Origin of the sequence: Microvirga sp. VF16 (genome assembly GCF_016864375.1) — a bacterium.
Lineage (GTDB): Bacteria > Pseudomonadota > Alphaproteobacteria > Rhizobiales > Beijerinckiaceae > Microvirga.
Window position 1 is genome coordinate 1,022,403 of record NZ_CP069356.1, and the last position, 14,521, is coordinate 1,036,923.

The following is a 14,521-nucleotide window of genomic DNA, read 5'->3' on the forward strand; positions in this document are numbered from 1 at the left end:
CTTGGTTAGTTGACCTTCGAATGATGTGTGTCGGCGAGGTCGGCCAAAACCGCAACTTTGGCCGCGTCCGACTGCGGCAGTGAAGCCAGTTCGCGCAGCCTCAGTGGCTTGATTGGGAAACGCAGCCGGTAATAGCCGACCTTGTCAGGGCTCACGCCGCGTTCGTCTGCAATCAGTTCTGTGACCGTTAGTCCGCAGAGCCGGCCCTGGCACGGTCCCATGCCGGAGCGCAGGAACACCTTCATCTGGTTCGGGCCGATCGCGCCCGCGCTCACCGATGCCCGGATCTGGGCGGCGGAGATTTCCTCGCAGCGGCAGACAATGGTCTCAGGGTTCTGCGGCACCCGGAACGCCTTGGAAGGCCGGTAGAGGGCATCAAGGAACTCCCGGCCTCGTGTGACTTTCGTGAGCTGGACTTTGAGCGAGGACGCATGCCGATCGCGATCCTCACTGCCGATCAAGCCAAGCCGGGCCGCGCACCCGAGCCCTGCCAGCTTGCCCTGAAGGGCCGCCGCTTCAGCACCGCGAATTCCCGCTCCATCCCCCGCGATCGCAATGCCGGGAACGGAGGTTTCGTACCATTCTTCGACCTGTGGCCGGAAAGCGAGCTGCGTCTCGTCCCACACATGCTTGCAGCCGGCCGCATTGGAGAAATTGATATTGGGAGCCACACCCTGATGAAGCAGGAGAAGGTCCGCCGGCATGCGATGCTCCTGCCCGCCCGCCGTCCACACGACGTCCTTCAGTTCTCCCTGCCCTTCGGCTGACAAGGCCGAGACCCACCGCACCACCTTCGTACGGCGCTGCACCGTGCGCAGGAGCCGCAGTCCCTTGCTGACATAGGGTGAGGTCAGGAAGGCCGGCATATGGCGCAAGGCTTTCAGCCAGTTGCTTCTGGGGGTTGTGTCGAGAACCGCGGTGACTGTCGCGCCAGCCTCGATCAACTGAGCGGCCAGGAGATAGAGAAGCGGTCCCGTCCCGGCGATGACCACCCTCCCCTCCGGAATGAGGCCAGATGTCTTCAGCGCGATCTGGGCGGCGCCCGCCGTCATGACACCGGGCAGCGTCCATCCAGGTATCGGAAAGGGCCGTTCAAGCGCACCCGTTGCAAGCACAACCTGCCTTGCGCGGATCAGGCGCGCCGTTCCACTGGCTGAGACTCCGACTTCGTGGCCGATAAACCGGCCTCCTTCATCGTTTGCTGGCCCAATGCTCCACGCTGTCGTTGCGGGAGCATACTGAGCTGCCGAGCGAAGGAGTGTCTCGGCAATCTCCCGGCCCTTCCAGTAGTCCTCTCCGAGGCGCTGACGATCTGCCGTCTCCGCAAGGAGAATGGACCGGTAGATTTGGCCGCCAGGCGTCTGGTTCTCGTCGACGAGAAGCGTGCGCGCTCCATGGGTCGAAGTCGTTGTTGCTGCGGACAGTCCGGCAGGCCCAGCACCGATGACGATAACGTCATAGGCATCGGCGAGATCCTTGACCGTATGGGCCGCTTTGCCCTCTATGGTGCATGTCATGGCGCCGGCTCCGCTGACAGGACATGCGGACCCTTCTGGGTTTCGACCTTCATTCCTTCTTGCACTGGGACAAGGCACCCCTGCCGGTTGCCCACGCCATCGATCCTGACCAGACATTCGAAGCACACGCCCATCATGCAATAGGGGCCTCGCGGTACGCCTGAAACGGGGGTCGTGCGGCAGGAGCGGATGCCCGCTGCAAGGAGTGCGGCAGCGACGCTGTCCCCCGCCGATGCGTTGATCGGAATTCCATCGAAAGTGAAAGTAACCTGATCGCCGCTGCGATCAGGCGCACGCCGGAACATGAAACCTCCTGGTTCCGAAGACCGAAATCTCATCCGGGATCACTCCGGCAGCAATCGCCTGCGCCAGATTGTAAGCGTGTTGGGGAGCCAGGGTGACGCCTGAATGAGCCATTGCGACGAAGGCGCCGGGATGGGATCGGGACTGTTCGTAGACAGGGCAGCCGTCCAGCGTCATGACCCTAAGCGCCGACCACGTTCTGACGACATTCAGGTCTGCCAGCAGCGGGAACATCCTGATGGCTCGATCGGCCATGACGGACGAGATTGCGTGATCGATCGTGAGACTTGCACTATCCGCTTCCTCACTGTCGCCGATCATGACACCGCCCTCATCGGTTTGGCGGACCGTAACGATGGGATGGCGCAAAAAGGGAGAGGCCTTCTCGGTGACGATGATCTGCCCTCGGCTCGGCTTCATTGGGGCGTCGAGCCCTACTATGGGAGCCAACCGGGCGTTGCCGATCCCGGCCGCAAGAACGACCTTCGGTGCGCTGATCTCGCCCCACGCTCCCTTCAGCACGAAGCCCCCGGCCTGAGGCTCGATCGTGTCAACCGCATGATCCGCCCGATAGTCGATGTCCCCGATCTTGAACGCGGCATGCAAAGCCCGGAAGAGCCGGAGCGAGTTCACGTGCCCGTCCAGAGGACAGTAGATCGCTCCACTCACGTCAGGGCCGATCGCAGGGAGCAGCGCCTTCGCTTGCCCATGATCGAGCACGTCGTAGGGATGTGCCACCGCGCCGGGCTGGTTGTGCAGTCTCCTCAGCGCATCGACATTGGCCTGCAGTTCCCGGTCGGAAAGACAAAGGGTGAAGCCGCCAGGCTGATCAAGGCCGACATCAATTCCGGTATCGGACTTGAGATCCGACGCCAGCTGAGGCCAAGCCGCGGCCGCAGCCTTCGTCCAGGCGGTGTAGGCGGGGAACCCGAGGCCCTTCCCCTGCACCCAGATCAGGGCGAAGTTTGCTCGGGACGCGCGCAGCGCAATGTCGCCCTCATCCAACACGCAAACGCGCAATCCCTGCCGTGCCAGACCCCAGGTCAGGCACGCACCCATGAGACCGCCGCCGACAACGATGATGTCGGGCTCCGCGTGTATTCGACTGACTGCCATTCCTGTCATCCGAAAATGCGGGGCGCGCGAGCGCCCCGCTGGGCATGATGCGCCTCAGCCTTGAGGCGTGATGTTCGTCTTGAACCACTTCATCGAGAGCTTCTGGATTGTGCCATCCTTGATGGCGCCCTGAATCGCCTCGTCGAAGGCCTTCTTGAGATCGCCCTCGTCCTTGCGCAGGCCCACGGCGATACCAGCACCGAGAAGACCACCCGTCAGGGATGGACCCGCAACGGCATAGTCCTTGAAGTCGGGCTTCTCGAGGGTGCCAATCACCTGGGCGGCACCGGCGAAGACGGCATCGATGCGGCCGGCTGCGAGATCGAGGTCGTGCTGCTCCGTGGTCTTGTATTCCCGGATCTCGGCCGTGCCCTTCAGGTACTTGTCGGCGAAGTTGGCCTGGATGGTCGAGGTCTGGACGCCGATGGACTTGCCCTTCAGGAGCGGCTTGAGATCCTCGATGGCCTTCTCGGCAGCCGCCTGCTGGGTCGAGAGGTTGAACGCTTGGCCGGTGCCCGGGAGCTTGGCCAACGGCGAGTTCTTTGCCGTCAGGAAAACGCTTGGTGTGTCTGCGTACGGAATGGAGAAGTTGATCACCTCCTTACGCTTATCGGTGATCGTCATGCCGGCCATGATGGCGTCGTACTTCTTGGCCTGAAGCGCCGGGATGATGCCGTCCCAGTCCTGGGCGACGATCTCGCACTTCACCTTCATGCGGCCGCACAGGTCGTTGGCGAGATCGATCTCGAAGCCTTCCAGCTTGCCGCCCGCGCCCGTGAAGTTCCACGGGGCATAGGCGCCTTCCGTGGCGATCTTGACGGTCTTCTCCTGTGCCGCCGCTCCGCTCGCGGTCACTAGAATGCTGAGAGCAGCAGCCCCCAAGACTCCCAAGGTGTTCATCGTCTTTGTTCCTCAACTGGCTTTGAGACCATCAGCCGGTCTGTTCGAGTCGATCTCTGATGCTCCAACGGACACAATGATCGGGGCCTTTGCATAACGTCAAATCAGATTTATTCATCTCAGTATGTCTTGATGTTATGCTAGGCCACCGCCGATGGATATCACTGCTCGTCAAATCGAAGCCTTCCGCATGGTGATGCTCACGGGCAGTATCACCAGCGCATCCGAGGCTCTGTTCGTGACCCAGCCGGCGATCAGTCGGCTCATCCAGAGCCTTGAGGGTGTAACGGGGCTTACGCTGTTCGAGCGGCGCGGAAACCATGTCGTTCCCACGGCTGAAGCGACAGCCCTCCTTGTGGAAGTCGAGCGGTCGTTTGTCGGCCTCTCGCGGATCGGAGCCTTCGCTCAGGCGCTCCGCGACCAGACGGCTGGTTCGCTGCGGATTGCAGCGATGCCAGCACTTGCTGGGAGCGTCTTGACCCGGTTTGTGGCCCAGTTTTCCACCCGCAGGCCGGGCGTCCATATCTCGATCAGCGGAGTACCGTCTCACCTCGTCATCGACGCGGTCGCAAGTGGTCAGGCTGATTTCGGGTACGCGGATGGACCGCTTGACCGGGTCGGGATGGAACCCGAGGCTATCCCCGTGGCAGCGGTAGCAATTATGCCAAAGGATCACCCTCTGGCGCGGCATGAGTCTATTACGCCAGCCGACTTTGAGGGGGAGCGCTTCGTCGGGATCGGACGGGGCACCCTCTTTCGATCCAGGATCGACACGGCTCTTGCAGGGATCCCACGAACAATCTCGCTCGAAACGCCTTTATCCCACATTGCCTGTCTTCTTGTGGCCGAGGGTGGCGGCATCAGCCTCGTGGATCCCTATTCGGCAGCGGAGTTTTTCGACAAGGGCATCGTCGCGAAGCCATTCACCCCTTTCATTGACGCCGGGTTTGTTGCCCTGCGCTCGCCTCAGCACTCAGCTTCGGCATTGGCTACAACCTTCATGCACGGATTTCGACAGTATATTGGCAGTTGGACGCCGGCATGATGCTGCTGCACAGCATAAGTTAGTCTCAGGCTTGAAGTGATTGACATCGGATGATCGAGGTCGAAACGCAGATAGTGCTCGGTTCAAAACGTAGCGAAGAGCGGAGTCGATAAGTGCCCGATGCGGAAGTCCGAATAAGATCCACGTAACGCGCGGACAACCTAACACGCCTGCAAACCGGAACGATCAAAGAGCATAATGGTATTAAGACTGCACGGATAAGCGCATTTGGACGTTGCTCAGTGCTGACATTTCAACTTTGCGCCTACACGCACAGGACTGGTAACAAACATTATGGAACTAGCTGTAGGATATTTCGTCATGTCAACGACGTCATCCACGTACTATCCCGGGGTGTTCGTCGCTCGCCGTAGAAGTCGTTAGCTTCATCTATCCACGACAGTGTCAAAGCGCTCACACTCTCCAGCGGCAGAGTCGTTTGGATCGCCTACAACTGCCATGCCATTGTGACTCAATTACCCAAACCTCCGTCATCTATCCCGCAATGATGCGAAGGACCGCGCCTTCTAGGCTTGGCCGGGATTACGGCTGAGGCAACTGTCCAGCCAAGGCAAGCCTTGCGCGGCGAATTCGTCATGACCGCACAGATCCATAGCCTGCCCGTTTGTCGCACCCGGGTTGCGCTGGTGCTGCACTGCACCATCTGGCGATAAACTGAGCTATGCCGGTGGAGGCGAAACATTGTTTGAGCGATTGTTGAAGTCCGCGTCGCCAAGGGCGGAGTCGCCAAGGGCGGATGCTGTCGATATTGGCTTGGTTGCCACCGCCATGACCGCCGTCGCCACCGCTATTCTAATCTGCAGCCAGTTGCCGTAGGCGGCACATTGGGCCGGAGGCCGAGATGAAAGGAACCGGCTTTCCTTGGACTAAGGCCGTCTGACAGGCCGCGGGTGTTATGCCCAAAAAGCATAGCCGTATTCCGTCAAAAGCCGCTCCTCATGGCCAAGCTGTACTACTATATGCTGCAGTGCAGCAAGTGCAGTGAGGACTCCGAGGCTCAAGCTCTGCTGCGCGAGTTCAGGGGCAGAAAGTGACGTGGGGCTTGTCACGTTAACTGTCGTTGGACGCGATGAGATTTAGCTGGAGACATAAGTGTTCAAGCGGCAACGCTGGCTGCAGCGTTCCACGCTGCCATGGCGCTAAGCTGGTGACAATGGATTGTGTTTAGTCCCGGCATTTGGTGGAGCGGGTCGAGCCTGAAGCGTCCGGGCTCGGTTGTCCAGATTTTGCAGATATACTCATAGGGGGTGAGGCCGCGCAGGGTCTTGAGCCTTCGGGCGAAGTTGTAGGCGGTCAGGAAGTCACCCAAGTGGCCTCGCAGCTGGTCATGAGTATCGTAGTAGTAGCGCCTGACGGTTGCCTCTTTGAGGGTCCGGTTCATCCGCTCAACCTGCCCATTCGTCCAGGGATGACGCGGCTTGGTCAGGCGATGATCAATGTCATTCTGGGCACAGGCGAGTTCGAAGGAATGAGCGCGGAAGATCTCGCCTCGTTCCATGGCTTCTTTGATCAGAGGGGCTGCCGAACTGGTGTTGCCGGGACTAGTGAAGTGGGTGCCGTTGTCGGTCAATACGGATCTGTTGCAAACCCAGATAAAGGTCAAGAGACTGCCGGGAATGATCCCAGGTTAGGCCGCAGCGCTGAAGAGAGCCGCAATGAAATCACGCTGAGCCCGCATGTCGTTTGCTGGTGCGATCGCGACCTGGCCCTTGCGGGTCATCGCCATAGCCTCGTAACCCACCACCGTCCGTGAGGCTGTCACGAAACTCTTGAAACCCAGCCCAGGACGAACCAACCGCTTGATGCGCCGGTGATCCTGCTCGACGATGTTATTCAGGACCTTCACCTGCCGGAGTTTGGCGAAACGCCAGAGTTCCCCATCCCGCTTCATGGCTTTCGCCGCGATGGGGTAAGCCGCATTCTTGTCGACCGTGATCGTCCGCGGATTGACCGAATGCGACTGCCTCAAAGCCTTCCGGAAAAACCGCCGTGCGGCCGCGGCATCCCGTTTGGGTGAGAGCAGAAAGTCGATGGTCTGCCCGCTCGCATCGACAGCGCGGTACAGATACACCCACTCACCCTTCACCCGAATATAAGTCTCATCCACGCGCCAAGAGCCGCTCGTCATGCGCAGATGGGGACGGATACGTTTGTCGAGCTCGGGTGCATAAGCCTGGATCCACCGGAACAAGGTCGTATGGTCCGCTTGGATCCCACGATCCGCAAGCATGCGTTCCAGGTCACGATAGCTGATCGGGAACTGCAGGTACCAACGCACCGCCCACAGAATGATCTCCGCCGTGAAGTGCCGCCCCTTGAACGGGTTCTTGTTATTCTGCTTCACCGCCAGCCCCTCTCAACACCTTCGTGTCGTAGCTCAGGCGGAGCAAGCTTCAAAGCTGCAACAGAACCGCCGCCGGTTGCACCAAGGAGCCCAAGCGCCTGACGGCGGTTTATCGTCATCATTCAAATCCCCTTGTTTAGACGCTTCAGCATGAGCCGGTCGAATACCTCGGGCGCGGCTTGGAAGGCGGATGGAAGGACGAAAACGCCACCACACCGCGACGGCCGAGGTACTAGCCCTGACATGCAAAGGTTGGATGATGATCAGATGATGGTTTGATGACACCCCAATCGGCCGACGTCGTCGCAGGTCTCACCGTGTAGATTGTGCTCGGCGCCAACGGGTCTCATGTGATCGGAGGCCAGACGAGCGCGTTGGCATGACTCTCTGCAGTTTAAGCGGAACAGAGATTTAAGGATTCGCTCTGCTGCGTCTGCTCAAGACGTATGCTTCCTGATTGATATCATATAGCCGCGTTCCGAATATCGAGGAGAGAATGAGGTACTATGGAACGGTATGGGAGCCGGTCGCCTGCAAAGGCCTCAACTATAAGGAGCGAGGTTGCGCTACGCCTCGATTGGCTGGGCGACTTCATCGGTTCTGCGATGCCGAGCTATCCAAACACCCGAAGGTCCTGCAGTTCGAAATCTGCCTGCTCGGCATCAGATCGATGATGAGCTGAGTATCTTGGTCAATTGATCCTTGGCGACATCAATTGGGCCGGAGTTGTCGATCCGCACGTAACTGCATGCCGCGTGTGGTAGGTGAAAATCGACCGATCGTGCGATGCGCCGTTTCGCTTCTTCTGCACTCTCTCGACCCCGAGCCACGATGCGCTTGAGCAGGATCTCCGGATCGGCCGTAATCTCGACGACAGCAACCCGGCCGAACGTTCGCACTGCCTCGTTAAGAGCAGCACGGGATACATTAGCGACGACCGTGTTGCCTCGATCAATTGCATCAAGTGCTGACTGAGGAAGTCCATAGAAGAGCCCGTGTGCCCCCCAACTCAAACAGAACATGCCGGCAGCACGTCCTGCTTCAAACGCTTCCGAGGTCATCGTATCATGATCTTCGGTGATGCCGTCTGACAAACGGGTAATGACTCGGCGCACGAAGATGATGTCAGGCTGATCGCGCACCGCTTCTGCAACGGCTCGGATAACCGTATCCTTGCCTGCCCCGCTGGGGCCGACGATCGCAACGAGCATTCCCTTACGCAACGCGGACCCCCTCGCGCCAGACCGAGTAAACCCGGGGCGGCCGACCGCTGGTGGCCTGGACACGCACCAGATCGGCACGCCGCCCAATTTCGATGCGGCCGCGATCTGACAGGCCCGCGGCATCGGCCGGATTGGCTGAGATCAGGCGTATTGCGTGGGGCAGGCTGATGTCGGCCCGCTCGGCGAGAAGAAAGGCCGCCTGGACGAGACTAAACGGCACATAATCTGAGGACAGGATGTCGAGCGCGCCGGCATGCAGGAGGTCAATGGCCGATACATTGCCCGAGTGAGAGCCGCCTCGCACAACATTCGGCGCGCCCATGAGCACATGCAGTCCCGCATCGCGCGATAATGTTGCGGCTTCGATCGTGGTCGGGAATTCTGCCAGGGCAACCCCGAGCGAGACGCTCTCCTCCACATGCTCGCGCGTCGCATCGTCATGGGACGCGATCGAAATGCCAGCCGCGCGGCAGCGATCGGCGAGGAGCCGGCGGTTGCGCTCGGAATTGGCCGCCGATTCCGCAATACGTCTCTCACTATAGGCGGTGAATTCGATGTCGCTGAGCTTCTTCTTGCCCTGATAATAGATACGGTAGACTTCCAGGCTGACAAATTGCCTCTGCCCGGGTGCGTGATCCATCAGCGAGGCAAGACGAACCTGCTTGTTGCCTCGAAGCTCGTCGAAATGATCCACCACGTCAGACACCGAAACTTCACAACGCAGGTGGATGAAGTGCTCTGCACGTAAGCGCCCATCGGCACTCGCCGACGCGATGGCGTCTGCCATGGCCGACATCTCTTGCGAACCGAACTCGGTATCACCCTCTAAGCCGACCCGAAGTGCGTCAAAGACGGTCGTTATACCTGACGTTGCAATCTGACCGTCATGCGCCTGGAGTGCTGCATCCATGTTCCAGCGCACCTTTGGGCGTGGCTGCAAATGGGTCTCAAGGTGATCGGTGTGCAGCTCGACACAGCCTGGGATCAGCACATCACCCGCGCAATCCTCGCCTGTCCTGCAGCTCCCACTCGAGATATCGGCGATATCGCCATCTTGGATCTTAAGGGTACCTTCAACGATCTCGTCGGCAAGGACGATGCGTGCATTGGTGAAGATGAGTTCTCGGTTCATGGCTCTATGACTTAGGATGGCATGCCGCCCTGAAGCGGCTGGCGCGAATGAACATGGAAGGGTGCACCCGGTTTCCGCTCGACGAACAGCGCGAGCGCGTCAATGACAACAGGGGTCTCGAGCACGGGATTGAACTGGGAGTGCAGCCGCTTTTCGACCCGGGCTGCCTCATCCTCGTCCACAATCGAGTTGGTCAGCGTCATGTGGAAGCGAAAGTCCGGACCCACGTGTGGATAGCCCCATCGCGACAGGTTCGCCTGCTGGCGCTCCGACAGACTTTGCGGATCGCGCCGAGCCAGCTCCTGCTCGGTCAGCGGAGCCCGGAATGGTTCAAAGGCCATGCGAATGGCCTCCTCAGCTTCAAGCAACAGCGGAAGCGTGGCCTGAATCGTGAGTGCAAAGAAGCTGTCCAGACGGGTAATCGTAAGCCTTCCGAGAGAGAAAGACTGCATCCTTTGCCCGAATGCGGCTAGTGCCCGGTCGAGATCGTTGAGCGTCCTGCCATCGGCAAGCCGAAAGGGCGCCTTCAACGTTGCATGGAACCCATAACGTGCGGGCTCAGATACGAGCACGTCTATCTTTGGATTAGGGTCACGTACCGGACGACGATCGAATGCGTCGCGTCCCAGCCACTCGGCTGCGCGTAAGGTCAGCGGGTGGTCCTTGGCCGGGGTGAAGTAGATTGCCGCCCGCATCAGATCACCAGCCGGCGGAGAAGTTGCGAGATCAGATCCATGATCGTGACCGTGATCACGACGATGATCAGGATCGCTGATGCTTCGGGATAATAGAAGGCGCGTATCGACTCGAAGAGCACCTGGCCAATGCCGCCAGCACCGATGATGCCGAGAACAGTCGCGGACCGGACGTTCGATTCAAGCCGATAGAGCGAATACGAAATCCAGAGTGGCAGGACCTGCGGGATCACGCCATAAATCACCTGTTGGACGCGTGATGCGCCCGTCGTGCGGATGGCCTCCACGGGACGCGGGTCGATCGCCTCAACCGCCTCGGAAAACAGCTTTGCCAGGATTCCGGTCGTGTGAATGAACAAAGCCATGACACCGGCAAACGGGCCGAGACCGACCGCCACGACGAACAGGACGGCAAAGACAACCTCATGGATGGCGCGAAAAAGATCCATGAGCCGCCGCACAGGTTGTAGGACCCACCACGGCACCATGTTATGCGAGGATAGAACTCCGAAGGGTATCGACAGCGCCACCGCGAGGAAGGTTCCCCAGAGCGCAATCTGGATCGTGACCAGCATCTCCTCGAGATAATGGCGCCAGCCGCTGAAATCGGGACGCAGGAATCCGGCCGCATATTCGGCCATGTTTCCGGAATCGGTAAAAAGATAGGTCCAGCGGCTTATTTCGGCCGGTCCCCAGCTCCAGGAGAGCGCTGCTACGAGCACGGCTAATAGGAACAGGTTTCGGCGTCCGCCGGATCCGTGCTCAGCTTTTGGCGATGAAGTGGCGCGATCCCCGATTGCCTTTACAAGCTTGAGGGCCGTAGGCCTGGGAGTCGATACTGTCTGGTCCATGCCGTTCATCAAGGCTCTATGTTCATTGATGGGGAGAAGTGGCCTGTACCCAGGCCACTTCCTTTGGGGTGGCTCAGCCGGCGGCAGCCAGTTCCGCCTCGTACTTGGCCTTCTGCGCCTTCAGTTGGTCGAGCTTGGTCTTCTTGGCATCGACCGCGAGCGAAGCGTCGGCCTCGATCTGAGAAATCGATTTGGTCAGCTCCATGATGCGGATTGGCAGGAGCTGCCGGTCGGAAGAGGTGCGGAACGGGGCCCATTTCAGGCCAGCCAGCACGTTCTTCTCGGCAGCGATGTCACCTGTCGACTTGTCGGTGCCGTAGGTGAGAAAGAACTCGCGGATCTTGGTTTTCTGGGCCTCCGGAAGATCCTTACGCCACACGATCGGGTCGGAAGGGATCAGAGGCGAGCGCCAGATTTCGCGGATGTTCTCAAACGCCTTGGGTTGGTTCTTCTGAATCAGCGCCATGTTTTCAGTATTGTTGGTCGCCGCGTCGACCTGTTTGTTGGCGACCACCATCGCATTGGTCTCGTGGTTGGCGTTGGTGACGTTCTTGAAACAGGTTTTCGGGTCGATCCCCTTGGCGCTGAACACGAAAGTTATCGGGACCAGATAGCCGGAGGTCGAATTCGGGTCACCAAGGCCGAAGTTGAGGGACTTGTCGCACTTCAGGACATCGTCAACCGACTTGATGGAGGAGTCCTTGGGGACGATGATGACCGACCAGTAGCCGGGTTCGCCGCCGACCGGCACGCTCTGCACGAAGACTTCGCCATTGGCGCGATCCACAGCTTCCATGGCGGATTTGTTGCCATACCAGGCCATCTGCACCTTACCAAAGCGCATGCCTTCGATGATTCCGGCGTAGTCGGACGCAAAGAACGGCTTAACTTCGAGGCCGGTCTTCTTCTTCAGGTCGGCAAGCAGGGGCTCCCAGCTGGTCTTCAGGTTCTGCTGGGACTCGGTCGAGATGATGCCGAAGTTGATGACCTCTTGGGCCAGAGCGGCCGTCGACGTCGTGCAGGCAAGCGACACCGTCGCTACCCATTTGAGCATCGCGTTCATTCCAGATTCTCCGCTTATATCCTGGTTTCAGGCTAACATGTGCACTGGTTCGTGACCGCTCGACCGGGCTGGCCGAGGCGGCAGAGGTTCGGCCGGACTTTCCGGCAGAACCAGCTCTTCCGAAGCGTCGCCGTAAAGCTCCGCGAGGAAACTGTTGGAAAGAGACGTCGAAGGCCCGTCGTAAACAACGCGCCCGTCGCGCATGGCGATTGTACGTTTGCAGTAGCGCCGCGCGTACTCAACTTGGTGCAGTGACACGAGGACCGTAATATGGTCCTGTGTATTAATATCGGCTAGCACGTCCATCACGCGTCGTGCGGAGGACGGATCCAGCGCAGATATCGGCTCGTCGGCAATCAGGATTTCAGCCTCCTGCACCAGGGTCCGCGCGATGGCGGCACGCTGCTGTTGGCCGCCCGAAAGAGTTGATGAGCGCTGGGTTGCCACGTGGGGAATACCGACGCGGGCCAGGGCGTTCTCAGCCTTCTCTTTCTCGAACCGGTTGAACAGGCCGAGTGTGCCGCGCCAGCGGGGAACCCGTCCTAGGTTGCCGATGAGCACATTGGTCAGGACGGACAGGCGGCCCACAAGATTGAACTGCTGGAAGATGACCGCCACATGGCCGGCGGGCCGCCCACGCATCAACCGTCCCGCCATCTGTGATACCTGCCCGAGAACCACGACCCTGCCAGATTCGCCATCGCCTGCTTCAAGTCCAGCGATATGGCGGATGAGGGTGCTCTTGCCGGAACCTGAGGCGCCGATCAGTGCAACCATCTCGCCACGCTGGACTTCGATGCTGACATTGTCGAGCGCCCGGGTCTTTCCGTAACGCTTCGAGAGGCTAGAAACGCTGATTGCAGCCATATGCATCATTCCCGTTTGTCTAAACCTACTTAGCCAGGGTAACTCGATGGCGACAGTTCAATGTCAGTTTGATGAAGGTTTGGCGTCAGCGCCTCATAGCGTTCCACAAAAGCCTCTGCCGTAAGCCTTCGGAAATCATTGAGCGCTGAAAAAAGTTTGCCGTGCGGCCACTCCCACCAGGCCAGGCGATCCATCCGCTGCCCGATCTCAGGGGTGAATCGCTCCCGGATGAGACGGGCCGGAACGCCTCCTACGATGGTGTAGGGCGCCACATCGCGTGAGACGACGGCTCCTGCGCCAACAACAGCGCCGTTGCCGATGGTGATGCCAGGCAGGATTGTCGCTCCATGGCCGATCCAGACATCATGGCCGATCGTCACCGGTTGGGAGCGGCGCCATCCGAAGAAGTCCTCTTCGTCTCCGGCTCCGTCGAAATAGTCGCCCGCGCGATAGGTGAAGTGATGCAGCGTGGCGCGCCAAGTGGGATGATTGGTGGCATTGATCCGCACGGCGGCCGCGATGTTGGCAAATTTGCCTATCTTGGCACACCAGATGGCGCAATCCTGCATGATGTAAGAGTAGTCTCCCAGCACCGTCTCGGTTACGCGTGAACGCGCTTCGACCTCGACAAAGCGGCCGAGCGTGCACTGCTCGACTTCGGCCGTCAGGTGAATGAGCGGCCTATGCTCATTGAGCTTGGGCATTATGCGGCCTCCCGCGTCGAGAAGGCCGAGACGTCGATAATCTTCGTTGCGACCGCCTCGCGGACCGGAATGTCGTGGAAGATCCCAAGGATGGCTGTTTCGGCGGCGAGTTTCTCCCGGATCATGCCGACGACGACGTCCCGGTTGGCCTCGTCGAGCGACGCCGTCGGCTCGTCGAGCAGAAGGATCGGGTGATCGATCATGAAGCCACGGGCGATGTTCACCCGCTGCTTCTCACCTCCCGAGAACGTCGCCGGAGGAAGATTGAACAGGGCCGATGGCAGGTTCAGGCGCTCGAGCATGGCGGCGGCCCGGTTCGATGCTACCTTGCGATCCACTCCACGCGCGAGAAGCGGCTCAGCCACGACGTCGAGAGCTGAAACCCGCGGGATCGCCCGCAGGAACTGGCTGACATAGCCGATATGATCGCGCCGGAGCCCGAGTACGAGGCGGGGATCGCCGGACGCGAGGTCTGCCGTCTCCCCCGTCTTACGATCCCGCACCAGGATCCGGCCGGTATCGACGGCGTAATTGCCGAAGATCATGCGCAGGATAGAAGACTTGCCGATACCCGACGGTCCGCCCAACACGAGGCATTCGCCGGACGAGACGTCAAACGTAACATTGGCCACGATGGGGAGGCGGATGCCGCCGCGAAGATGAATCGTGAAGGATTTGGATACATCCTCGACCGAAAGCAGCGGGATGCCGATCATGGCAGGTTGATTGTCAGGCACCAT

General features: G+C 59.8%; 14 protein-coding genes and 1 pseudogene. 1 reads left to right on the plus strand and 14 read right to left on the minus strand.

The window, feature by feature from the left end; all coding sequences use genetic code 11:
- Positions 1–5: 5 nt before the first annotated feature.
- Genes JO965_RS37230 through JO965_RS37245 form a run of 4 tightly spaced genes read right to left on the minus strand, consistent with a single transcriptional unit; the run spans position 6 to position 3,836 of the window.
- Entirely contained in the window at positions 6–1,517 is a 1,512-nt protein-coding gene (locus JO965_RS37230) for an FAD/NAD(P)-binding oxidoreductase (RefSeq protein ID WP_203446765.1), read from the minus strand.
- On the minus strand, positions 1,514–1,822 hold the full coding sequence (locus JO965_RS37235) for a (2Fe-2S)-binding protein (RefSeq protein ID WP_203445835.1): 309 nt from the start codon (positions 1,820–1,822) through the stop codon (positions 1,514–1,516). The genes JO965_RS37230 and JO965_RS37235 overlap by 4 nt, the downstream gene beginning before the upstream one ends.
- A complete protein-coding gene (locus tag JO965_RS37240) occupies positions 1,803–2,936 on the minus strand; it encodes an FAD-binding oxidoreductase (protein WP_203445836.1) in 1,134 nt (377 codons plus the stop codon). The genes JO965_RS37235 and JO965_RS37240 overlap by 20 nt, the downstream gene beginning before the upstream one ends.
- Positions 2,937–2,990: 54 nt before the next feature.
- Positions 2,991–3,836: a lysine/arginine/ornithine ABC transporter substrate-binding protein gene (locus JO965_RS37245; RefSeq protein WP_203445837.1), complete on the minus strand. Its 846-nt coding sequence runs from the start codon at positions 3,834–3,836 to the stop codon at positions 2,991–2,993.
- A gap of 154 nt (positions 3,837–3,990) precedes the next feature.
- Here JO965_RS37245 and JO965_RS37250 point away from each other — a divergent pair, with 154 nt between their 5' ends.
- A complete protein-coding gene (locus tag JO965_RS37250; RefSeq protein ID WP_203445838.1) occupies positions 3,991–4,881 on the plus strand; it encodes a LysR family transcriptional regulator in 891 nt (296 codons plus the stop codon).
- 1,117 nt (positions 4,882–5,998) lie between these two features.
- On the opposite strand, the pseudogene JO965_RS37255 reads toward JO965_RS37250, so the two are convergent.
- From JO965_RS37255 to phnL, 10 genes and pseudogenes are all read right to left on the minus strand, one after another.
- Positions 5,999–6,478, minus strand: a pseudogene (locus JO965_RS37255) (integrase core domain-containing protein); the annotation flags it as partial.
- A 51-nt stretch (positions 6,479–6,529) separates the two neighbouring features.
- Positions 6,530–7,246, minus strand: coding sequence for an IS6 family transposase (locus tag JO965_RS37260; RefSeq protein ID WP_203445839.1), 717 nt, complete (start codon positions 7,244–7,246; stop codon positions 6,530–6,532).
- Positions 7,247–7,908: 662 nt separating this feature from the next.
- The gene (gene phnN / locus JO965_RS37265) at positions 7,909–8,457 is read right to left on the minus strand and encodes a phosphonate metabolism protein/1,5-bisphosphokinase (PRPP-forming) PhnN (protein ID WP_203445840.1); all 549 of its coding nucleotides are present in this window, start codon (positions 8,455–8,457) and stop codon (positions 7,909–7,911) included.
- A 4-nt stretch (positions 8,458–8,461) separates the two neighbouring features.
- A complete protein-coding gene (locus JO965_RS37270) occupies positions 8,462–9,601 on the minus strand; it encodes an alpha-D-ribose 1-methylphosphonate 5-triphosphate diphosphatase (RefSeq protein ID WP_203445841.1) in 1,140 nt (379 codons plus the stop codon).
- 11 nt (positions 9,602–9,612) lie between these two features.
- The gene (locus JO965_RS37275; protein WP_203445842.1) at positions 9,613–10,296 is read right to left on the minus strand and encodes a DUF1045 domain-containing protein; all 684 of its coding nucleotides are present in this window, start codon (positions 10,294–10,296) and stop codon (positions 9,613–9,615) included.
- A complete protein-coding gene (gene phnE, locus JO965_RS37280; RefSeq protein ID WP_371826998.1) occupies positions 10,296–11,093 on the minus strand; it encodes a phosphonate ABC transporter, permease protein PhnE in 798 nt (265 codons plus the stop codon). The genes JO965_RS37275 and phnE overlap by 1 nt, the downstream gene beginning before the upstream one ends.
- A gap of 127 nt (positions 11,094–11,220) precedes the next feature.
- Positions 11,221–12,210 (minus strand): phosphonate ABC transporter substrate-binding protein, encoded by a 990-nt coding sequence (phnD, locus tag JO965_RS37285; protein ID WP_203445844.1) that lies wholly within the window; start codon positions 12,208–12,210, stop codon positions 11,221–11,223.
- Between the two features lie 27 nt (positions 12,211–12,237).
- Positions 12,238–13,077, minus strand: coding sequence for a phosphonate ABC transporter ATP-binding protein (phnC, locus tag JO965_RS37290; RefSeq protein WP_203445845.1), 840 nt, complete (start codon positions 13,075–13,077; stop codon positions 12,238–12,240).
- A gap of 29 nt (positions 13,078–13,106) precedes the next feature.
- A complete protein-coding gene (locus JO965_RS37295; protein ID WP_203445846.1) occupies positions 13,107–13,781 on the minus strand; it encodes a DapH/DapD/GlmU-related protein in 675 nt (224 codons plus the stop codon).
- Complete coding sequence (gene phnL / locus JO965_RS37300; RefSeq protein ID WP_371826972.1) at positions 13,781–14,521, minus strand: phosphonate C-P lyase system protein PhnL; 741 nt, start codon at positions 14,519–14,521, stop codon at positions 13,781–13,783. Before phnL ends, JO965_RS37295 begins: the two co-directional genes overlap by 1 nt.